This is a genomic window from uncultured Parabacteroides sp., from assembly GCF_947855115.1.
Classification (GTDB): domain Bacteria; phylum Bacteroidota; class Bacteroidia; order Bacteroidales; family Tannerellaceae; genus Parabacteroides.
Genome location: NZ_CANTZW010000015.1, coordinates 87,897 through 110,483, shown reverse-complemented (window position 1 = coordinate 110,483; position 22,587 = coordinate 87,897). Strand labels below are relative to the sequence as shown.

Annotated in this window: 14 protein-coding genes and 3 tRNA genes; 7 read left to right on the top strand and 10 right to left on the bottom strand. The window is 47.7% G+C overall.

Annotated features, from left to right (window positions below):
* Positions 1 to 367 precede the first annotated feature (367 nt).
* From Q0110_RS10865 to Q0110_RS10855, 3 genes are all read left to right on the top strand, one after another.
* Positions 368 to 613, top strand: coding sequence for an RNA-binding protein (locus tag Q0110_RS10865; RefSeq protein ID WP_297906170.1), 246 nt, complete (start codon positions 368 to 370; stop codon positions 611 to 613).
* Positions 614 to 740: 127 nt separating this feature from the next.
* On the top strand, positions 741 to 2,918 hold the full coding sequence (locus tag Q0110_RS10860; protein WP_297906169.1) for a family 20 glycosylhydrolase: 2,178 nt from the start codon (positions 741 to 743) through the stop codon (positions 2,916 to 2,918).
* Positions 2,919 to 2,958: 40 nt separating this feature from the next.
* On the top strand, positions 2,959 to 5,202 hold the full coding sequence (locus Q0110_RS10855) for a GH92 family glycosyl hydrolase (RefSeq protein ID WP_297906168.1): 2,244 nt from the start codon (positions 2,959 to 2,961) through the stop codon (positions 5,200 to 5,202).
* A gap of 89 nt (positions 5,203 to 5,291) precedes the next feature.
* Here the strand turns inward: Q0110_RS10855 and Q0110_RS10850 are convergent, their stop codons facing one another.
* The gene (locus tag Q0110_RS10850) at positions 5,292 to 6,218 is read right to left on the bottom strand and encodes a magnesium transporter CorA family protein (RefSeq protein WP_297906167.1); all 927 of its coding nucleotides are present in this window, start codon (positions 6,216 to 6,218) and stop codon (positions 5,292 to 5,294) included.
* Positions 6,219 to 6,688: 470 nt separating this feature from the next.
* The gene (locus Q0110_RS10845) at positions 6,689 to 7,582 is read right to left on the bottom strand and encodes an immunoglobulin-like domain-containing protein (RefSeq protein WP_297906166.1); all 894 of its coding nucleotides are present in this window, start codon (positions 7,580 to 7,582) and stop codon (positions 6,689 to 6,691) included.
* A gap of 90 nt (positions 7,583 to 7,672) precedes the next feature.
* Here Q0110_RS10845 and dnaB point away from each other — a divergent pair, with 90 nt between their 5' ends.
* Together dnaB and pulA are read left to right on the top strand one after the other, a co-directional pair.
* The gene (gene dnaB, locus Q0110_RS10840) at positions 7,673 to 9,190 is read left to right on the top strand and encodes a replicative DNA helicase (protein WP_297906165.1); all 1,518 of its coding nucleotides are present in this window, start codon (positions 7,673 to 7,675) and stop codon (positions 9,188 to 9,190) included.
* Positions 9,191 to 9,206: 16 nt separating this feature from the next.
* Entirely contained in the window at positions 9,207 to 11,207 is a 2,001-nt protein-coding gene (pulA, locus tag Q0110_RS10835) for a type I pullulanase (RefSeq protein WP_297906164.1), read from the top strand.
* A gap of 82 nt (positions 11,208 to 11,289) precedes the next feature.
* Here pulA and Q0110_RS10830 read toward each other — a convergent pair whose 3' ends face one another.
* Positions 11,290 to 12,561, bottom strand: coding sequence for a phosphoglycerate kinase (locus Q0110_RS10830; protein ID WP_297906163.1), 1,272 nt, complete (start codon positions 12,559 to 12,561; stop codon positions 11,290 to 11,292).
* A gap of 98 nt (positions 12,562 to 12,659) precedes the next feature.
* A complete protein-coding gene (locus Q0110_RS10825; protein ID WP_297906162.1) occupies positions 12,660 to 13,121 on the bottom strand; it encodes a hypothetical protein in 462 nt (153 codons plus the stop codon).
* 98 nt (positions 13,122 to 13,219) lie between these two features.
* Between Q0110_RS10825 and Q0110_RS10820 the strand changes: the two genes are divergently transcribed.
* A complete protein-coding gene (locus Q0110_RS10820; RefSeq protein WP_297906161.1) occupies positions 13,220 to 15,535 on the top strand; it encodes a sensor histidine kinase in 2,316 nt (771 codons plus the stop codon).
* Here the strand turns inward: Q0110_RS10820 and nrfA are convergent.
* The 5 genes from nrfA to Q0110_RS10795 form a co-directional block, all read right to left on the bottom strand.
* Complete coding sequence (nrfA, locus tag Q0110_RS10815) at positions 15,532 to 16,995, bottom strand: ammonia-forming cytochrome c nitrite reductase (protein ID WP_297906160.1); 1,464 nt, start codon at positions 16,993 to 16,995, stop codon at positions 15,532 to 15,534. The two genes, Q0110_RS10820 and nrfA, sit on opposite strands and share 4 nt — an antisense overlap.
* Before the next feature lie 302 nt (positions 16,996 to 17,297).
* Positions 17,298 to 17,371: transfer RNA gene (locus Q0110_RS10810), tRNA-Arg, on the bottom strand.
* A 28-nt stretch (positions 17,372 to 17,399) separates the two neighbouring features.
* Positions 17,400 to 17,473 (bottom strand) — tRNA-Arg (locus tag Q0110_RS10805).
* Between the two features lie 26 nt (positions 17,474 to 17,499).
* A tRNA-Arg gene (locus Q0110_RS10800) sits at positions 17,500 to 17,576 on the bottom strand.
* A 76-nt stretch (positions 17,577 to 17,652) separates the two neighbouring features.
* Positions 17,653 to 19,971, bottom strand: a complete 2,319-nt coding sequence (locus Q0110_RS10795; protein WP_297906159.1) for a patatin-like phospholipase family protein — start codon at positions 19,969 to 19,971, stop codon at positions 17,653 to 17,655.
* A gap of 112 nt (positions 19,972 to 20,083) precedes the next feature.
* On the opposite strand from Q0110_RS10795, the gene Q0110_RS10790 reads away from it, so the two are divergent.
* Positions 20,084 to 20,407, top strand: a complete 324-nt coding sequence (locus Q0110_RS10790) for a thioredoxin family protein (RefSeq protein WP_297906158.1) — start codon at positions 20,084 to 20,086, stop codon at positions 20,405 to 20,407.
* Positions 20,408 to 20,466: 59 nt separating this feature from the next.
* Here Q0110_RS10790 and htpG read toward each other — a convergent pair whose 3' ends face one another.
* Positions 20,467 to 22,521, bottom strand: a complete 2,055-nt coding sequence (gene htpG, locus Q0110_RS10785; RefSeq protein WP_297906157.1) for a molecular chaperone HtpG — start codon at positions 22,519 to 22,521, stop codon at positions 20,467 to 20,469.
* Positions 22,522 to 22,587: the final 66 nt, after the last annotated feature.

The following is a 22,587-nucleotide window of genomic DNA, read 5'->3' as shown; positions in this document are numbered from 1 at the left end:
TTACAAAGGTGGCAAAGCACTCAAATCCTGTCATACGGAGTTTGTTCATATCTACAGTGCGGCTTTTTCAAATAGGGAAGAGGATCTATAGGATTCTCTTCTTTTTTTATGTGGTTCACACACGTGGTGGATTCTTGGCTCGTGTAAGTCGTTTTATGAGGGTGAGGTAAATTATTTTGAAAATAATCAGGTTTTATAGTTGGTAATCCAAAAAGAATGCTTTCCTTTGTACCAACAAACAAAAGATAGTTTGTCTTGCTCTTTATCTTTGAGTTTCTATTCTCAGTAATGATAATATACTCTTCTAGAAATTGATCTCCACTAACATCACTTGTTTTATTATTAATTTATTTTTAATTTTTTTCGTATGAATATTTACATTGGAAACTTGAATTATCGAGTAAGAGAGTCTGATTTGCAACAGGTATTGGAAGAGTATGGTGTTGTTGATTCAGTAAAGTTAATTATTGATCGTGACACTAGGCGTTCTAAAGGTTTCGCTTTCGCTGAGATGCCTAACTCCGTTGAGGCTCAAAAAGCTATCGATGAATTAAACCAGGCTGAGTACGAAGGTCGTCAGATGGTTGTAAAAGAAGCGATTCCTAGACGTTAATTTTAGAAGATATACATTTTAAAATAACTCTGAAGCGGGGAGACGATAGTCTTCCCGCTTTTTTGATATTGTCCATTATTGTTGTATATTTACGCACCAAGAATAACACAACTAAAAAATAACTATTATGACGTTGCCAAAACGATCTTACAAGAAAGTAACCGGACTGGCTCTCGCTTGTTCCTTGCTGCTTTTTTCCTGCGCTCCTAAAGAGGTTCCGCAGGTGAACTTAATCCCTAAACCAGCCCATATCGAAGTGATTGGCGGTTATTTCAAAGTAGATAGTAATCTCGTATTCGGAAATGAGCAATCGGGGATGATCCGTTACGTGGTCGATGAATCTTTCGGCAACGGGAACCCGGAAGGATATGAGTTAAACGTGACCGATAAAGGGATCGAGTTGAGAGCCGCTTCTGAAACCGGATTGTTTTATGGGGAACAAACGTTGCGCCAGTTATATACGCCGAAAGGGATTCCTTGCGTATCAATCCAAGATAATCCCCGTTTCCCGTATCGAGGCTTGCATCTGGATGTCTCCCGTCATTTCTTCCCGAAAGAGGAGGTGATGAAGTTATTGAACGTGATGTCTTATTATAAATTGAATACGCTTCATATGCATTTGACGGATGCCGGAGGTTGGCGTATCCAGATGGATAAATACCCGAAACTGACCACAGACGTGGCTTTCCGCACGGAATCCGATTGGCAGAAATGGTGGGACGGCAAGGACCGCAAATATTTGCCGGAAGGAACTCCGGGGGCGTATGGGGGCTACTTTACGAAGGAGGATATCCGTGAGATCGTGGAATATGCGACAGCCCGGCATATTAATATAATACCGGAGATCGAATTTCCGGGGCATTCGGACGAGGTGTTCGTGGCATATCCGGAGCTAGGTTGTACCGGTAAGCCTTATACGACAGGGGATTTCTGCATTGGCAACGAGAAATCCTTTACCTTCATGGAGGATGTATTGTCTGAGGTGATCGAGTTGTTTCCTTCCGAATATATCCATATCGGGGGAGACGAGGCCGGGAAGGGAGCTTGGAAGACCTGCCCGAAGTGTCAGGCCTTGATGCGCCGGAACGGGATGAAGGACGTGGATGAGTTACAAAGCTATATGATTCACCGTGCGGAGGAATTCTTGATCTCCAAAGGCCGCAAATTGATCGGTTGGGATGAGATTCTGGAAGGAGGCTTGGCTCCGGAGGCTACCGTCATGTCTTGGCGGGGCGAGGAAGGTGGGATCAAGTCTGCCCGTATGGGACACGACGTGATCATGACGCCGGGTGGTTATATGTATTTCGATTTCTATCAAGCAGATCCAAAGACACAGCCGTATGCCATCGGGGGGTATACACCGATCAAGCGGGCGTACAGTTATAATCCGGTTCCCGTAGATTCGTTGACCGCGGAAGAAAGCAAGCATATCCTAGGAGTACAGGCCAATACATGGACGGAGTATATCAAGGATGAGAAGCATCTGGAGTATATGATGTTCCCCCGTGCCTTGGCGGTTGCCGAGATAGGATGGACTCCACAAGAGGATCGCAGTTGGGAGGATTTTAAGCCTCGTATGAATGCGAATATCCCTGTGCTGCAACGGATGGGTATCAATACCTTCACGCTCTCGGACGAGATTGAGACAACAATGGAGGTGGATACCTTGAGGAAAGAGATCAAGGTCATGTTGGATGCGGAGAAATATCCGGCAGAGATACGTTACACGACAGACGGCTCTATTCCCACTGCCTCTTCCCCGGTCTATGACAGCCCGATCGTGGTGAAAGACTCTGCCGATATCAAGGCCGCTATCTTCCGTGACGGGCAGCTTCAAGGAACGCCTACCGAGAAAAAGGTGGATTATCACCGGGGTATCAATAAGCCTATACATTATAATAGTAAGCTGTATAGTGGTTATATGGCCGGTGGCATGAATGCTTTACTAGACGGGTATAGGGGAGGCTTGACCTATCTGGACGGTCGTTGGCAAGGGTATTTGAATGACTTGGATTGCGTGGTAGACATGGGCGAGGTGACGGATATCCATAAGGTATCGTCCCGCTTTATGCAATTGATCGGGCCGGGCGTGTTCCAGCCGGGAGAGGTGGAGTTGCTGACATCAGAAGACGGGGAGAACTATACCTCGCGGGGCATTATCCCTACTACGGTATCCAATACGGATAAGGATCTCTCTTTTCAGGAATATACGTTTAACGGCGATTGGAAAGCCCGTTACGTCTGTATCAAGGCCAAAGAGGTGAACAAAGGCTTCATCTTCACGGATGAGATCGTGATCTGGTAAGAACGAATCAATTAATTATCAACTAAAATACATTTATCAAATGAAGAAACAGCTAATGACCTTCTTGCTGTGCGGTAGCCTGTTCGCTACGGCGCAACAACCGGTAGATTATGTGAACCCCTTCATCGGTACGAGCAACTACGGTACGACGAATCCCGGAGCGATCTGTCCGCAGGGTATGATGAGCGTAGTGCCTTTCAACGTCATGGGGTCGGAGAAGAATCGTTTTGACAAGGATAGTCAATGGTGGTCTACCCCTTATTCTGCCGACAATAAATTTTTCACGGGATTTGCCCATGGTAGCTTGAGCGGCGTAGGCTGTCCGGAGCTGGGAAGTTTGTTATTAATGCCGACAACAGGCGAGTTGAACGTAGACTATAAGGCTTACGGCAGTGAGTATAAAGACGAGGTGGCCCATCCCGGTTATTATAGCAACACCCTGACCAAGTATAATATCAAGGCCGAGGCGACAGCTAGCATGCGCACGGGCTTGAGCCGTTTCACCTTCCCGAAAGGGGAGAGCCATATCCTCCTGAACTTGGGCGAGGGTTTGACGAACGAGAGCGGCGCCACGGTACGTATCGTAAGTGATACGGAGATCGAGGGTAGTAAGCTTTTAGGTACGTTCTGCTACAATCCGCAAGCCGTATTCCCGGTGTATTTCGTGATGAAGGTAAGCAAAGCCCCGAAGAAGATGGGTTATTGGAAGAAACAACGTGAGATGAAAGGGGTAGAGGCTGAGTGGGATATCTACTCCGGAAAATATAAATTATATACCAGTTATACCCGTGAGATGAGCGGAGACGATATCGGTGTATGGTTCGATTACGATACGGACGAGGGCGAGGCTATCGAGGTGAAGATGGGTATCTCGTACGTGAGTATCGAGAATGCCCGCCTGAACATGAACACGGAGCAACCCGGCTTCGATTTCGACAAGGTCCGTACGGCGGCTAGCGCGATGTGGAACAAGGATCTTTCCAAGGTACAAGTAGAAGGGGGTACGAAGGATGAGAAAACGATCTTCTATACCGGCATGTACCATTTGCTGATTCATCCGAATATCCTGCAAGACGTAAATGGCGAGTACCCGATGATGGAAAGCCTGAAAGTAGGCCATACCACCGGAAATCGTTATACGGTCTTCTCCTTATGGGATACATACCGCAACGTTAGCACCCTGATGACCTTGCTTTATCCGGAACGTCAGTTGGATATTATCCGTACGATGTTGGATATGTATCGGGAGAATGGCTGGTTGCCGAAATGGGAACTCTACGGACGTGAGACCTTTACGATGGAAGGCGATCCCTCGATCCCATATATCGTAGACGCGTGGATGCGCGGCTTGCGTGACTTTGATGAGGAAACCGCTTATGAGGCGATGCGTAAAGGCGCCACTACCCCAGGGGAGTTCAATCTGCTTCGCCCGGACGCTAACGATTATTTCAGCAAAGGCTACGTTCCTTTACGTGAGCAATACGATAACTCCGTGTCTCATGCGTTGGAGTATTATATCGCCGATTGGAACTTGGCTAATTTCGCCCAGGCCTTGGGTAAGAAAGAGGATGCCAAGCTATTCCGCGACCGTTCTTTAGGTTACAAGCATTATTATTGCAAGGAGTTCGGGACATTACGTCCTATCTTGCCGGACGGAACCTTCTACTCTCCGTTCGATCCGAAACAAGGCGAGAACTTTGAGCCTAGCCCCGGTTTCCATGAAGGGAATGCGTGGAATTACACGTTCTACGTTCCTCATGATATAAAAGGATTGGCCAAATTGATGGGAGGCGATAAGAAATTCGTCAATAAATTGCAGAAAGTGTTTGACGACGGCAATTATGATCCTGCCAACGAGCCTGATATCGCCTATCCTTATCTGTTTAGTTATTTCAAGGGAGAGGCTTGGCGTACCCAGAAATTGGTTCGCCAGTTATTGAAGGATTGCTATCATAACGCTCCGAACGGTGTTCCGGGTAACGAGGATACAGGTACGATGTCTACTTGGGCTATTTTCTCCATGATGGGCTTCTATCCGGCTTGCCCGGGCGACGTGAACTATGTGCTGACTTCCCCGACTTTCGATAAGATTACGATCCAGCTCGACAAGAAATTCTATCCGAAGGGCGAGTTGGTAATCGAGTCTAAGCATAGCAATCCGGAAGCGATCTATATCAAGGATGTTTTCGCCGGCGATAAAAAACTAAAAGGCTACACCATCTCGCAAGAAGAGTTGGTGAATGCCGGAACCTTGCGTTATGTCCTCGAAGATACGCATAAGTAAGCTGAGATAAATATTTGACCTTTATGTTTGCCGGACGCAGGCGGAACCGATAAGTACGGTGACCTCTGCGTCCGGTCTGTTTTTATGTCCTAGAACCATTTAATCTTCCTGAAAATAAGGAAGGCCGTAGCGGATAGCAAGATGGAAAGCAAAATGATAAACACGAAACCATGCGGCATCCCCTCCATGTAAATCGGTACATTCATTCCGAAGAAACTAGCGATCAACGTAGGTACCATCAAGATGATGGAAAGCGATGTCATACGTTTCATGATCGTGTTCACGTTGTTGGAGATGATAGAGGCGAAAGCGTCCATCGTACCCGTGAGAATATCGCTATAGATATTTACCGTGTTATGGGCCTGTTTCAGCTCGATCTCCACATCCTCCACCAAGTCCTTGTCGATATATTCCGGCTCTTGGAAGATATTCTGGAGCTTGGCCAGCATCACCTCATTGCCGCGGATGGAGGTATTGAAAAAGACCATGCTCTTCTCCAGCTTCATCAACGCCAGCAAATCTTCGTTACGGATGCTCTTCTCCAAAGCCTTTTCCGCCTCGGTAACGGCGTAATTGATTTGCTTCAAGTATTTAAGGAACCATACGGCCGACGAGTGGATCAGCCGGAGGATCAGCTCGTACTTGTTCTTTACCTGAAGTTCTTTCCGCTGGGTATAGCGGATGAAATCAGGGATCAAGTCCGTTTTATGGTAACATACGCTCACGATAATCTCATTGTTCGTGATGATACCGATCGGTACCGTATTGAATGGGATGTCGCGATCTTGGCTCTGCAACGGGATACGTAAGATGGTCAGCAGCCAATTTCCTTCGTACTCGATACGGGGGCGCTCGTCCGTATCGGCGATATCACTCAAGAATGATTCGGGTACGTTAAATCTATTCATCAGGAATTGGAGATCATCGGGAGTCGGACACTCTACGTTTATCCAACTATCAGGAAGCCATTGGTTCTTTTCCACATAACCGGCCTCACAATAAAGAAATTGTCTCATTATTGCCTCCTTTCGTGTTTAATCCGAGCGGAGGATCTAATGAAACCCTCCACCTCGTTAGTTCATACTTTGTTTTGTTTCTAGCGGGATACTGTCGTCCATAATTTGAAAAATTACTTTTTACGGGCGCAAAGATAATACTTTTTTACGTAAGTGAAAGTAATGTGGCTGTATATTGACAGCGATATTGTTGCCAGCTTACGTTGGCATTGGCTTACTTCTCCGGGAGTATGGCGATATTTCTAGTAATAGTATTAGAGTACTTTCATGGAAGTACCCGAGTACTGCTTAAGAAGTACTCCAGTACTGCCTAGGTGGTACTGGCTGTCTATTCAATCCCGCATTTCCCCTCTTCGTTGAAGTAGAAGAAGAGTCCGGTATTTATGCTGACCGGGCCATGGATACGGTTTACGGCGGGTTCCCATGCGGGCATCAGCCGGAGTACCCGTAAGGCTTCCTCACGGAACTCATCATAGGTTTTCCCCGTATCGCGAGGATACTCCTTTGAATTCGGCCATGGGGCGAGGCTCGTGGAGCTGGCTGGCGAAACGTGTGTATTCCTCATAATCCTCCGGGTTATCGGAGAGGTAGAAAGTGGCAGCTAAAGGATAATGGACGATGCCGGCGCCCTGTCCGGTGATGACGGTCTTGCGTACCCGATACAATCCCGGAGGGTTTTCCTTGAGCTCAGGCATCAAGGTGGCCGAGAAATCGTCTCTTGTCTGGTTGGGAGAGATCAGATAGCCAAGATCGACGAAGGTGTAGGGTTGCGGGACCCCTTTCCATGCTTTACCATCGAAATGCTCGATGAAATACGATTCACCTCCCATCCCTTCTTGGTCGGAATGATTGGTGATGGCGATCTCGATCCGCTCGATGCTGGTCGGGTAGACATTCGGGCTTACTCGCATGGTGAAGCGGGTGGTGTCCATGCTGATAGCTTCCTCGGGTGAGCGGTCGTAAGGGCCTCCACTGATCTGGATGAGGGGTGAGTCGAATACATAGGTCTTGAACGCATTTACGTACGGGGCTTCCGCTATGATAAGCTCTAGAAATACGGAGTCCTCCGTGTTCCAGAGGGAAGTCATATTCATGCGTATCTTCCTTAGGTGCGGGGGAAGGCTGTCGCGGTCTTGATGGAAGAACGATTCGATACTGTCTCGTATCTGCTTGACGGTCCATCCTTCCGTGGAAACAGAAGGGGTGGCATGGGTATCGGCCGGCAGCGGTAGGGTATCCTGCCGTGTTATGGGCAGGGAATCGGCTGAGTAGCCGCTGCTGTCACCCCTTCTCTCTTTATTACTCTGGCAGCCGTATAATAAACAGCCCGCCATGATCGCTGATCCGATAAAATACACTTTCATGATTCAACGGTTTTTAGTTCCTAAATATAAAGAATCTTTTTCAGAAATGGGTAAAAGGTATTACCTTTGACTCCCCAAATAGAAAGAATGATGGCAGAAGGAACAAGAAATACAGGAAGAGGTAGGAAGAAGCCTGTGGAGATGGTACCGGATATGGGGCGTCTTCAGCCGCAGGCACGTGAGCTGGAGGAGGCTGTTTTGGGTGCGTTGATGCTGGAGAAAGATGCGTACTCGATCGTCAGCGAGATCTTGAAGCCGGAGTGTTTCTATGAGAAGGCGCATGAGAAGATTTATGCCGCTATCGTAGACTTGGCGCTTAGCCAGCGTCCCGTGGATATGCTTACCGTAACGGAGCAGTTGAAGAAACGGGGAGAGCTGGAGGAGGTAGGCGGCCCGTTCTATATCTCGCAACTTACCAGCAAGGTGGCCAGTAGCGCCCATATCGAGTATCACGCCCGTATCATCGCCCAGAAATATCTGGCGAGAGAGCTGATCTCTTTCACGGCGATGATCCAGGGAAAAGCTTTTGACGAGACGCTCGATGTGGAGGATCTGATGCAGGAAGCGGAAGGTAAGTTGTTCGAGATCTCGCAACGTAACGTGAAGAAAGATGTCACCCAGATCAACCCGGTCATCAAGGATGCCATGGAGATGTTGCAAAAGGCGGCTCTCCAGAAGGAAGGCTTGAGCGGCTTGCGTACGGGGTTCAACGGATTGGATAAGATGACTTCCGGTTGGCAAAATTCCGACCTTATCATTATAGCGGCTCGTCCGGCCATGGGTAAGACGGCTTTCGTCCTTTCCATGGCGAAGAATATGGCGGTAAATTTCAATACGCCTGTCGCCTTGTTCTCGCTTGAGATGAGCAATGTTCAGTTGGTAAACCGTTTGATCGTGAATGTCTGCGAGATACCGGGCGAGAAGATCAAGAGCGGACGCTTGGAGAGTTACGAGTGGGAGCAACTGGATTTTAAGATTAAGGAGCTTTACGATGCGCCGATCTTCGTGGACGATACCCCGAGCTTGTCCGTCTTTGAGCTGCGAACGAAAGCCCGCCGTTTGGTGCGCGAGCATGGCATTAAGTGTATCATTATCGACTACCTTCAGTTGATGAACGCCAGCGGGATGAACTTTGGTAGCCGCGAGCAGGAGGTGAGTACGATCTCCCGCTCGTTGAAGGGATTGGCGAAGGAGTTGAACATCCCGATTATCGCCTTGTCGCAGTTGAATCGTGGAGTGGAGGCCCGTCAAGGCGTAGAAGGCAAGCGCCCTCAGTTGGCCGACTTGCGTGAGTCCGGTGCTATCGAGCAGGACGCTGATATGGTATGTTTCATCCATCGCCCCGAGTATTATAAGATTACGGAAGACGAGCGGGGTAATTCCCTGATCGGCTTGGCCGAGATCATCATCGCCAAACATCGTAACGGTGCCGTGGGAGATGTCCGGCTTCGTTTCAAGAGTGAGTTTGCCAAGTTCATGAACATAGAGGAAGATATAGCGGTGAAGGAATTCTCCTCTACCATGAACGCGGGAGGCCCGGTGCCCCCGATCCCTTCGGCTGGAGTGGATTTCTTGAGCCAGGGAAGCAGTAACGAGGTTCCGTTTTAATAAAATATAATCAGCCATGACAAAACACTTAGTTCCGGTATCTATATACCTGTCGTTGTTGCTCAGTTGCAACTCGCCGAAAGAATACAAGTCCTTTGATGAGTATCCTTCTTATGAGGGAGACGATCTGGAGTTGCTCTATTCCTCCGCGAAATCCGTGTTCACCCTTTGGGCGCCAACGGCGGAAGAGGTTCGCCTGAATCTTTATGCCTCCGGTGAGGGAGGTTCGCCTATCCGTCAGTTGCCGATGAGACCTTCGGATAACGGCACGTGGCGTATCTCCGTCGGTGAGGATTTGAAAGGCTCTTTCTATACCTTCCAGATACGTATCGGCGATAAATGGCTGGACGAGACTCCCGGTATCTGGGCGAAAGCCGTGGGAGTGAATGGGAACCGTGCGGCCGTGATCGATTGGGCGGCTACCGATCCGGAAGGTTGGGAAGAGGATAAATCTCCCGAGCTGAAAAGCTTCTCCGATATAATTATCTATGAGATGCATCACCGGGATTTCTCGATCGCCGCTAATTCCGGTGTGACGCATAAAGGTAAGTTCCTCGCCTTGGCGGAGAATGGCACGAAAGGCCCGGGCGGTGTGGCTACCGGTCTGGATCATCTCAAGGAGTTGGGCGTTACCCACGTTCATATCCTCCCTTCTTATGATTATGGCTCGGTGGATGAGACCCGCCTGCAAGATAATGTGTATAATTGGGGATATGATCCCAAGAATTATAATGTACCGGAAGGTAGTTACTCTACCGATCCATATAATCCCGAGGCCCGTATCCGCGAGTTCAAGGAAATGGTACGGACCTTGCACCGGAATGGAATCCGTGTGATCATGGACGTGGTTTACAATCATACGTTCGTGGGCGATGGATCGAATTTTAGCTTGACCGTTCCCGGTTATTTTTACCGCCATAACCCGGACGGGACGTATTCGAACGCCTCCGGTTGCGGGAATGAGACCGCTTCCGAGCGGGCGATGGTTCGCCGTTATATCGTGGAGTCCGTGAAATATTGGGCCGAGGAATATCATGTGGACGGTTTCCGTTTCGACTTGATGGGGATCCATGACGTAGAGACCATGAACGAGGTAAAAGCCGAGTTAGCCAAACTAGACCCTTCCATCTTCGTATACGGTGAGGGTTGGACCGCCAGCGATTCCCCGTTACCGGAGGATCAGAGGGCAGTCAAGGTAAACGCCCCGAAGCTGAATGACGTGGCCGTGTTTAGCGATGACCTGCGAGACGCTTTAAAAGGAAGCGTGTTCGAGACCACGCAGGCCGGTTTTGCCTCCGGAAAGCCGGAAGGCAATGAGGAGTCTGTTAAATTCGGTATCGTAGGCGCTATCCGGCATCCGCAAATCAATTATGACCAGATACTATATTGCAAAGCTCCTTATGCGAAAAAGCCTACGCAAGTGATCAACTATGTCTCTTGCCACGATGATCTTTGCTTGATGGATAAACTGAGACTTTCTGCTCCCAAAGACGCTACCCCGGATGAGTTGGTACGGTTCAACAAACTGGCCCAGACCATCATCTTCACCTCGCAAGGAGTGCCTTTCATGCGGGCAGGTGAAGAGTTGCTACACGATAAGAAGGGCGTACATAACAGCTATCAATCGCCCGATTCGATCAATGAAATCGACTGGTCATTAAAGGTAAGGAACAAGGATGTTTTCAACTATTACAAGGATCTGATCGCCCTTCGTAAGTCACACCCCGCTTTCCGTATCGCCACGGCCGAGGGAGTGAGGGAAGCCCTTCAATTCCAAGAGACAAACCAGCCCGGTGTCGTAGCGTATACCTTGGGAGAACATGCCAACGGAGATAGCTGGAAGAAGATTATGGTTATCTTTAACGGGAACCGTAAAGCGGTAACGATTTCTCTGCCGGAAGGAACTTGGATTCCGGTTTGTAAAGACGGTCGGATTTATCTGGACGGCAAAGGTTCCGTACAGGGTAAAACCACCGTGAGCGCCTCTTCTGCCTTAATCCTAAGAATAAAAAATTGAGAATTGAGAATTATAAGGATAGCCTTATTTAATTCTCAATTCTCAATTAATAAAAAAGCCGGGGCGATCGCCCCGACTTTTTTTATTTATATGCTTCGCCTTTTACCGCCGCGATACCCGGAAGAACCTTACCTTCGATAGCCTCAAGAAGAGCGCCACCACCTGTAGAAACGTAAGATACACCGTTAGCCAAACCGAATTTGTTAACGCAAGCAACAGAGTCGCCGCCACCTACCAAAGAGAAAGCGCCGTTCTTTGTAGCCTCAACGATAGCCTCGCCAACCGTACGAGATCCGTGTGTGAAGTTATCGAACTCGAATACACCCGTAGGACCGTTCCAAAGGATTGTCTTTGAATTCTTGATAACGTCGGCGTAGATAGCCTCTGTCTTCGGGCCTATGTCAAGACCTTCCCAATTATCGGGAATCTCGTTAACCGGAGCGAAATCAGTCTTAGCGTCGTTGCTGAAATCATCGGCGATCTTAGCGTCTACAGCCAATACCAAGTTTACGCCTTTCTCTTTCGCTTTTTTCATCAAGTCAAGAGCAAGATCCAGCTTATCATCCTCGCAGATAGACTTACCGATCTTACCGCCTTGCGCTTTCGTGAAAGTATAAGTCATACCACCCGTGATGATCAAGTTATCTACCTTGTTCAACAGGTTCTCGATGATCTCGATCTTAGAAGAAACCTTGGAACCACCCATGATAGCGGTGAACGGGCGTTGGATGTCGTTCATTACCTTATCGACAGCCTTAACTTCCTTCTCCATCAAATAACCGAACATCTTGTTGTCCGTATCGAAGTAGTCAGCGATCAAAGCCGTAGAAGCGTGAGCACGGTGAGCGGTACCGAACGCGTCGTTTACATAGCAGTCAGCGTAAGAAGCCAATCTCTTCGTGAACTCTTTCTGGCTTTCTTTAACGGCTTTCTTGGCAGCCTTCTTCTCCTCGTCGGAAGCGTCTTCAGCCAAACCTCTTGGTTTGCCTTCTTCCTCGGCGTAGAAACGAAGGTTCTCAAGCAACAAAGCTTCGCCCGGTTGCAAAGCGGCAGCCTTAGCGCCAGCTTCTTCGCCAATACAGTCGTTTGCAAACTGAACATCTACACCCAATAACTCAGAAAGGTGCTTCAATATGTGCTTCAAAGAGAACTTATCAGTAACGCCTTTCGGACGGCCTAGGTGAGAACCGATAATTACGCTACCACCATCAGCTAAGATCTTCTTTAATGTAGGAAGAGCGGCACGCATACGAGTGTCGTCAGTGATGTTGAAGTTTTCGTCCAATGGAACGTTAAAGTCAACTCTTACAAATGCCTTTTTTCCGGCAAAATTGAAATTGTCAATTGTTTGCATAAACTATTGTATTTAATGTCTGTATTAAAATGTTCTTTTAATCGTTTGCAAACTTACATAAAATATTTTTATTTGATTGTTTGCGCTTGCTTTAATTTTTACACCAATTTGAAGCGTAGCCGTAATCTTCCGTCGGTGTAGTCGTAATTCAACAGTTTGAAATGTCCGATCTCGGATGTATTCGCCACGTGCGCCCCGATGCATGCGCAAGCGTCGTAGTCGCCTATGCGTACGATGCGTAGCGTATCGCTGGCATCGGCGGGCAATTTACTTAAATCTACGATATCGCCGGCTTTTTCTTTCGGCATAAACTCGATGGTTACGGGCAGATGCCGGTCGATTACCTCGTTTATTTTTTTCTCTACCTCGGCCATTACCTCCGCACTCGGCTCTTCCGCTAATAGATAATCGCATTTGGATTTCTTACGTTCTATATGGGCATTCTTAGACCTGGGGCATCCGAACATCCGTACCATCGTCTGGTTTAAGATATGCTCCGCCGTGTGCATAGGGGGATATTCCTGCTTGTTGTGCTCGTTTAGTTGGATTTCATGTTCCATTAACTCAATACTTTAATTATATTCGTGAAATAAGGCCAAATGTACGAAATAAATTTCTAGTTTTGTAATGTCATAGAAAAACACCTTAATGGAGCGGTATGCCAACTAAGCGCTTATTTGAAATAATATCCATCCTGTTTCTCTTTGTTGCCTGTATATCATGTAAATCCTCTACAGAGTCATCCGAGGAGAGACGTATACTTGTGATCCAGTCTTACGAGAGCCATTTTCCCGCCTATGAGAAGATGAAGGAAATCATGTCGGCCGGTTTGCGAAAGAAAGGGATACACGCAAGTGTCTATTCTTTTTATCTGGATTGTGAGCAGTATTCGGAAAAACAACAGCGGCAGAAATTATTCAGGAAACTGGATGAGTTATCGACGTGGAACCCGGATATTATTCTGGTCAACGACGATCAGGCCTTGAATGCTTTGACCGGTAGCGGGCATCCTTCCGTCGGATCAGTCCCGGTCGTGTTTATGGGAGTTAGTTATCCCAATATCCCGGTTATCCGGAAATATCCGAACATGACGGGCTTTTACGATAAGCCGGATTATAGGAGGAACATACAACTGATACGGCAACTTATAGGTAATTGCATCGTCATAAGAGTCTCGGACGATAGCTTTCAGGATGATATGATGCTGGCAGATATGAATGCTCAGATTAAGGATATTTGTGCCGTGAATAATATATTCTCCTTGGACCGGGTACGTTTATCCGGTAAAAACGGGATATCTATATCGGACATACCCAAGATAAAACCGGATACGATGTATATAAGCACGCTCAACGCGAAATCGGCCAATGCGTTGATTAAAGGATTCGGCGAGAATTACTATAATAAGGCGTATCTGGCGACCAAGAGAGATTATATGACGATCTCGTTGGGCCAGCTTAGCGCCTTCCCGTGTTTTTCCGTGGTCAATGAGTTGATCGGCAATCGAAATGGTGCCGTTGGGGGATATATAACGGCATTTGAGGATGAGGTAAGGGATGCCGTTAATCGGGTTGCCTCTATCCTAGAGGGAATGTCTCCATCCGATTTCCCGCAAATCAAAGAGAGCGACAAGGCTTATGTGTTTGATTACGATGCGTTGGAACGTTGGGGTATCGATCAGGGTAAATTGCCGGAAGGGGCTGTTATCGTTAACATGCCCTTTACCGTTCGGTATAGATATTATATATGGTGTTCCGGTTTTATTCTGGTAGTCTTGTTGTTTCTGCTTTTCAGTTACCAAAGAAAGCGGTATATACAGGAGGCTTTGCATAAGAAGGATGCGCAGGAGAAATTGAAAAAGGAGAAAATGTTTCTTTCTTTTGCCTTGGATAGCGGTAATATTTTCGCTTTCCGGTATAGCAAAGGGATTTTCGAGTTCGATAATAGGTTCTATCATTATTTAGGCATTTCCCGTTCGCCGATGAGCATCGAGGAGTTTCAGAATGCCATACACCCGGGAGAGCTAGGAGATTTCCTTCAGTACCGGGATCTGCTGGATACAGGCTTTTTGTCGCGGAAAGTGACCCAACGACGTTGCGACTTTAATAAGAAAGGATATGAATGGTGGGAATTCCGTTACGCCCAGAATAAGAACGAGGACGATTCGGTTTCCAACGATGGTTCCGTTGAGGTGAGTGGTTTATGCTTGAGTATCCAGCGGATAAAAGATACGGAAAACAACCTTATATCCACGCTCCGGAAAGCGGAGGAGTCCGATCGTATGAAATCGGTCTTCTTGGCGAATATGAGTCATGAGATACGTACGCCTCTGAACGCGATCGTGGGTTTCTCCCAGTTGCTCAACTCGGATATGCCTTTGGAGCCGGGGGAAAAGGAGGTATTTATAGATCTGATAACTAAAAACAGCGACCTCTTGCTTAAGTTGATCAACGATATATTGGATTTATCGCGTATAGAATCCGGTAGCATGTCTTTCTCTTACGAGAACCTCGACCTGAGCAAATTGATGGGAGACATCTTCCATACGCATCAATTGATGATGCCGGAGGGGGTGGAATTAAAGATAAAGATACCTCACGAGCCTCTTATCATCCGTTCGGATCATTTCCGGTTGACACAGGTCTGCACGAATTTCATTAATAACGCGGTGAAATTCACTACAAAGGGATATATCGAGGTTGGATACGAGCTTAGCGCGGATGGTAAATCGATCCTTATTTCCGTGGAAGATACGGGGAAAGGCATTCCTAGTGATAAAAAGGAAAAGGTATTCGAGCGTTTCCAGAAATTGGATGAATTCGCTCAAGGTACAGGTTTAGGGCTGGCGATCTGCCAAAGTATCGTCCATGCGTTTCAAGGAAACATATCGCTGGAATCAGAGGTTGGCGTGGGTAGTAAGTTTACGGTCTCGTTACCTTATACCCCGGGATTAAAGCTTAAGGAAAGGGCTTAATTGCCTTCGATGAAACGTTTGTTGGTCCTCGCTTCTTCCTTCCATCGCGGAACGACGGTTTCCAGGAACTTTTGCTTGGCCCGTCGCTCGGCCTCCATATTAAGCCCGATATATTGCTGGGCTTTCGCTTTCGTGGAGATATCCGGCATCGGAACATCTTCGGTATAGCCTAGTTGCGTTAATACCTTCATGATTTGGATACGGGCTTGGGTAGCCTTATCGAGTCCGCTGCCCAAGATACGGCAGACCTCTTGAGGGGCATGGAAAGCCGCCCCATGTGAGGCTACGGCGAAGTCCCAACGCCATTGTGCCTGCCGAATCAGTTTCAATACGTTTTTCATTTGATACTCCGTGGCGCCTTTGTCCCAGGCGAATTTGGCTTCTATATGAGCTTTTGTCAATTCTTCTTCCACACGCATGCGTATGGCGTAGACTTTGTTTTGCCGTTCATACACATCTTTGCGCAAGGTCTCCTCGCTTTCCCGATGGCAGGTTTGGCAAGTACGGTCTATCATCGCCAACGGGCTCTCGACATGATGATTGCTGTATCGGTTCTTGTTTTTCCCGATAACGGGCATATGGCATTCTCCGCAAGAAACACCCCTTTGTCCGTGGATGCCTGCCTGGAATAACTCGAAGTCCGGATGTTGCGCCTTTATCAAATGTGCCCGGCTCAATTTATGGGTGAAATCGGTGAAGTTTATGCTATCGTAATAGGCTTCTATCTTTTCTACCGTATAACCTTGTTCCCAAGGCAAGGTCAATACATGGTCTTCTCCCTGGAAATAATATTCGGCGTGGCACTGGGCGCATACCAGCGAGCGCATCTCTTGCTCGGTCGCGTCTTCCATGCGTAGCCCCTTGCGTTCATATGCGTTTCTTAAGAAAGAACGGGTGACACGCAGGCCCATGCTCTCCGGATCGTGGCAGTCCGCGCATCCGATAGGATTCACGATCTCTCGTCCTAGCTCTGCCCATGTCTTCTTATAGAGGGTATTAGCATCGGTGGTCGTTAATAAACGGGGTATATCCGGGCTTTTGCAAGCCCAGCATGCGGCTGGTTGTGGACCGCTTGTCGGGCTCATGGGTGCGCCGGTCCGTAGGCTTTTGTATAGATCATCTATGGCATGCATATGTCCTCTGGGGCTTAAATAATCTTTGGAGAAAGCGTATCCCGCCCATAATATGACCATTCCGGGGTGTTCGGCCAAGATGTCGGCTTGTTGGTTGCCGTTGTATAAGCTGCGGAAAGTCGTGTCCGAGGTCTGTCTCCAACTCTGGTACTCATTGGAGTAACGGAGGCCTATAGGGGCGTTGTTTCGTTGATCTGCCGGCTTGTCATCGTCGGTATCGTCGATGAAGTTGATATTGTCTTGCCCGGCAACCGTGGTTCGTAGGATCGCTAACGCGATGATGACGATTAGACTTATGGCTATAGAGATTTTATAGGATGCTTTCAACTGTTTACCTTTTAATCTTGAGTTTTTGTATTGGTTGCGAATATATGAATAATAATGGCATATCCGGCAGAAATATATGATTATCAATGAAAAATACCGTGGATTACGCAACTTATATTCATGTGCGATTACACGACCTGTAGCGAGGGCCGTCGATACCTGTAGCGTGAGCTTGCGTTACCCATAGTGTAAGCTCACGCTACAGGTCGTGTAAGGCTTTTCTATAGGTTGAGTGGGAGAGATGAAAAAGATCCTTATCTCACCGTTTCCAAGGATACCGGATGAAATAAGGATCTTTAAAGTGACTCGCATAGGATTCAAACCTATAACCTTCTGATCCGTAGTCAGATGCTCTATTCAGTTGAGCTAGCGAGCCAGTCTGCAAATGATTCTGAATATTTAAGTGACTCCTAAAGGATTCAAACCTTTAACCTTCTGATCCGTAGTCAGATGCTCTATTCAGTTGAGCTAAGGAGCCAATATATATTCTATGCGATCTTCAAATGGTGACCGCGACAGGATTCAAACCTGTAACCGGCTGATCCGTAGTCAGCTACTCTATTCAGTTGAGCTACGCGGCCATTATTTCGTGATTGCGAGTGCAAAGGTACGTTTTTGTTTTAAATATGCAAACGTTTCGGCTACTTTTTTATGAATTTAATCTAACATTTTTGGATTGAAGATCAGGTAACCAATGTTCAATCCAAAATTGAAATTCTCCTTCGGATAGCTGTATCCGTTGGCGTACAGACTGATACATAAGAATGGCAATTGTAATACGACCGCTGCTTCGCCCATGTAGTTAAACGAGCGCAAGAACTTGCCGTAATGCGGGATTCCGACATACGGGTTGTTTTCCGGCACTGTCTTTTGTATCTCGTAGAGCGGGGCGAAACCATACAAATCCAGCCGGAAGTGCAGGAGCTTGCTTAATTTCAAGATCGGGGAAAGCCCGACTGCCACATATTGGTTCGCCCGGAATGCCTCGTTGAACACGATCTCGCTGTGCGGGGTCGGGGTAAACGCCGGGGCTTGCAATACACTGGCCGTATAGTTATTCATCAGGTTCTTGCTGGATATGACCATTTCCGCCAGGTAACCCAGGTTAAAGCGGTCGCTCAGCGTTTGGTATTGGTTCCAGCGTCCTTTCAGTTGCAACCAGCTATGTACCTTGCGTCCGATCGGTTCTTCCGTGGTCGCGGAAGTAGGAGATGGGGTATATTTCTCCGTGCCGGTTACGTATTGGGCGATTAGGAATTGCTGTTTTCCGCTTATCGGATATTGCTTGGTGTTGAGTGAGTTTTGCTCAAGACTTAGCGAACCGCTGAACAGATCGTACCAGCTATGGTCGAAGGAGGCGTTCGGAAACGGTATCGTGGTGCTTTGCAGGTAGAAATCGTTCAACCGGCCGTAGGCGAACCCGATCTCCGCTTTCGCGTGATTGAGGAAGGGGAAACCTAATTTTAGTTTCATGTACAGTTCTTTCTGCTTGATCATGGCAGGCACCACGTCTTCATAAAAGAGGGATTGGCTTTCCGAGTATCTCTTGTCCGAGAAGACTCCTTGCCAGTTTAAGTAAGTAGGGATCTGTGTTTGCAAGTACATTCGCCCGCTTAACATGACACCGCTAAAGGAGTTGCCCACCTGAAAGTTCGAGTTCACGTCGGCGGCGAACCGTCCGAGGTATTGATACCCCAACCCTAGGTATAGTTGATTCGCTTGATGAGACGACACGTTTCCACCGAAGCCAACCGTGATCTCTTCTTTCATCTTCACGTCGAGGTAAAGATCGAACTTCTTCTCTTTCCGGTTATAAACGGCGTGAGGCAAGATCTCCTTGATCTTGGAATAGGTCAGCATCTTGAAGTAAGCGCGCTTGAACTCTTCCATGGAGAACTCGTTGTTGATATCCCGATGCAGTTGGGCCTCTATATATTTGCGTTGTGCCTCGGATACGCCTGTCACGTAAATATTGCGGAAGATCAGCGGGGGAAGGTTCTCCTTATAAGCTTTCCTTCTTTGGGTAACCTCTTCTAAAGGGACTTCCCGGGGAACCCGTTGCTTGATGGAATCGATCATCGAGAGGGTACGTCTATAGCCGATATCCATAAGTTCCTTGCCTTTCTGGAAATCCAGCAAGGAGACGGTAGGGAAACTGAACTTGATCATCATGCCGTCTTCCTCTGGTACCTCATAGTCGGTCTTTTGCATGATCATGGTCTCGATCTGGTTGTAGGGATTCTCCGAGGGCTTTTTGTTTCCTCCCGATACCGTCGATCCGAAAATGAAATCCGGATGGAACGCGTCTTTCATCGGACCTACCGGGAAATTGTCGTAGATACCTCCGTCGAATAAAGGAATGCTGTCTTTCCATATCGGCTGGAAGAAGAACGGGAAAGTCATGGAGGCACGCACGGCGTCTCCCAGATCTCCGTTCTTGAAGACGATCGGCTTTTTGGTGTATATATCCGAGGCTACGCAGCGGAAAGGTACAAAAAGGTTGTCGAAATTCCATCCCGCCTTTGCCGTGGCTTGTGAGAACAAAGCCATGAACGCCTGATTCATCTGTATGGGATTGATCAGGCTTTGCGGCAGGAAACTAGCCTTGATCTGTAGGGAATCGGACATGTCGATGGAGAAATGGGCGAATTCCGGGGTAGGGTAAGGCTCCTTGAAATAATAGGCGTATTGCTCTTCGACCGTCCCTGTTTGCCAATAGGAGAACTCTTTGGAAAGTATCAGCTCTAGCATCTCATCGGGTGAGTATCCCATGGCGTATAAGCTACCGATAATCGCCCCGATGGAGGTGCCGGTGATGTAGTCGATCGGTATATCGTTTTCTTCCAGCGCCTTGATCACTCCGATGTGTGCCGCTCCTTTGGCTCCTCCACCACTTAGTACCAACCCCACTTTCTGAGCGGAGGTAATCTGGGTGATGACAAGGAGCAAGGCTATGATAACGGTTATTTTTCTCATATGAACCCAATCTGTTTTTCTTCTCCAAATGTAAGAAGTATTTCTTTAGAAACATAAACATTTTGTTTTTTCATATTGTTGAGTTACCAATACGATTAAAACATATGATGTTATGAAAGAAAAAGAGTTGAATAGGGAAGAACGGAATAAAGCCGTTATGGAGACCGGCGCTTTGGTCATGGCTGAGTTTTATGCGGATTGGTGTCCTCACTGCCGGAAAATGATGCCAGTTGTGGAGGAGTTCAAGGAGCTGGAGAAAAGTAAATTGGAGGTGGTGCGGATCAATATCGAGGAGGAAAGCGCCCTTGCCGATTTATATACGGTGGAGTCGGTCCCGACTTTTATCCTGTTGCGGAAAGGAGAAGCCCTGTGGAGGCAATCGGGCGAAATGAGCTTGGACCGGTTGCGGAAAGTGGTGGAGGATGTCGTGGGCTGAGACTAAAAAACCGTTCCTTCCAAGGGGAGGGAACGGTTTTTATATATATAAGGATTCGTTTATCCAATCAGTTCCACGCTACGTTTGATGAATCGGCTCAAGGCCTCTCCCTTCAACATGCCGTTTCCCAGCAAGGCGAGGTCGATCAACTGGCTGACCGTCTTGTTCGTGCCAGCGTACTCGGCCAGGATTTGGTTGCGTTGCTCACGAAGCTCGTCCAATTTGTGGTTGGTGTTGGTCATATCCTCTTTCTCTTGCGCCGTGATCTCGTCTTCTTTCTTCTTGCTTTGGGCCTCGCGCAAGTCGGCTTGACGGGCTTCCCATCCTTTGATATCGCCAAGGATCGGCTTTAGTTTCTCGTCGCAAGCCTGCTCTTCCTCGGTCAATACCTTCTTGATCAACGGATGATCCGTATTCAATACGAAGTTGAAGCTGTCCGGCATCTCGCCATAGAAAGACATGCCCGGTTGCATGGCAGACATCTCGCGCATTCTTCGCATATACTCGCTTTGTGTCAGCATGACAGGGTTCGCTTTCTCGCCCAAGGCCTCGAATGTTACGTAGAACTCGGTCTTGTCCAGTTTCGGCATCTGGCTCTTGAATACTTCCTGCATAGCGGTTTTTTGTTCCTCGCTCAAGGTCACCTTATTAGCGTCTTCCTTGCGGATCAGGTTGTCGATCGTGTCGCTATCCACACGCACGAAACGGCTCTTCTCGAATTTCTGCTCCAACTGGCCGATCGAGTGTACGTCTAATTGCCCGTCCATCTCCAAGACACTGTAGCCTTTATCCTTGGCGGCTTGGATATAGCTGTATTGCTCGTCTTTATTTGTCGTATACAGATAGATTAAGCTACCCTCTTTGTCTGTTTGGTTATCCTTGATCAGGTTCTTGTATTCCTCGAAAGTGAAGTACTTACCTTCCACGTCCTTGAATAAGGCAAACTTGGCCGCACGGTCGTAGAACTTCTCGTCGGTCAACATACCGTACTGGATGAACAGCTTCAAGCTATCCCATTTCTCCTCAAACTGCGGGCGGTCGTTCTTGAAGATCTCTTCCAGGCGGTCTGCCACCTTCTTCGTGATATGATTGGAGATCTTCTTCACGTTCTGGTCGCTTTGCAGGTAAGAGCGGGATACGTTCAGCGGGATATCCGGCGAATCCAATACACCATGCAATAATGTCAGGAACTCGGGTACGATACCCTCTACGGAATCCGTGACGAATACTTGGTTGCAATATAACTGGATCTTGTTACGATGCAAGTCTATATTGCTCTTGATGCGGGGGAAGTATAAGATACCGGTCAGGTTGAACGGATAGTCTACGTTCAGGTGGATCCAGAACAGAGGCTCGTCCGTCATAGGATATAAGTCGCGGTAGAATTTCTTGTAATCCTCGTCGGTCATGTCGGCCGGTTTGCGGACCCATGCCGGTTTGGTGTCATTGATTACGTTGTCTTCGTCCGTATCCACGTATTTGCCATCCTTCCATTCTTGCTTCTTGCCGAACGCGATAGGGACCGGCAGGAACCGGCAGTATTTTGTCAATAAGCCATTGATCTTGTCCTTGTTCAAGAAATCTTTATTCTCATCGTCGATATACAGGATGATATCGGTACCGCGATCCTCTTTGGTCGTTTCCTCCAAGGTATATTCCGGCGTACCGTCGCAGCTCCATTTCATAGGGACAGCGCCTTCCTTGTACGATCTCGTCACGATCTCCACTTTCTTGGATACCATGAAAGAGGAGTAGAAACCAAGACCGAAGTGGCCGATGATAGAAGCGGCGTCGTTCTTGTATTTCTCGACGAATTCCTCCGCTCCGGAGAAAGCGATCTGGTTGATGTACTTATCGATCTCCTCGGCGGTCATACCGATACCCCGGTCTGAGATCGTGATCGTTTTATCGTCGAACTTAACCTGTACGGTCAAATCGCCTAGCTCACCTTTAAACTCGCCTACGGAAGAAAGCGTTTTTAATTTCTGGGTAGCGTCTACCGCATTAGAAACAAGTTCACGAAGGAAGATTTCGTGATCACTGTATAAGAACTTCTTGATAATCGGAAAGATGTTTTCCGAAGTTACTCCGATGTTACCTTGTTTACTGCTCATAGTCTAGATATCTTATTATGTTATTTTATGCGTATTCGTACCTTGATCATTCTCAAGATCCGCCAA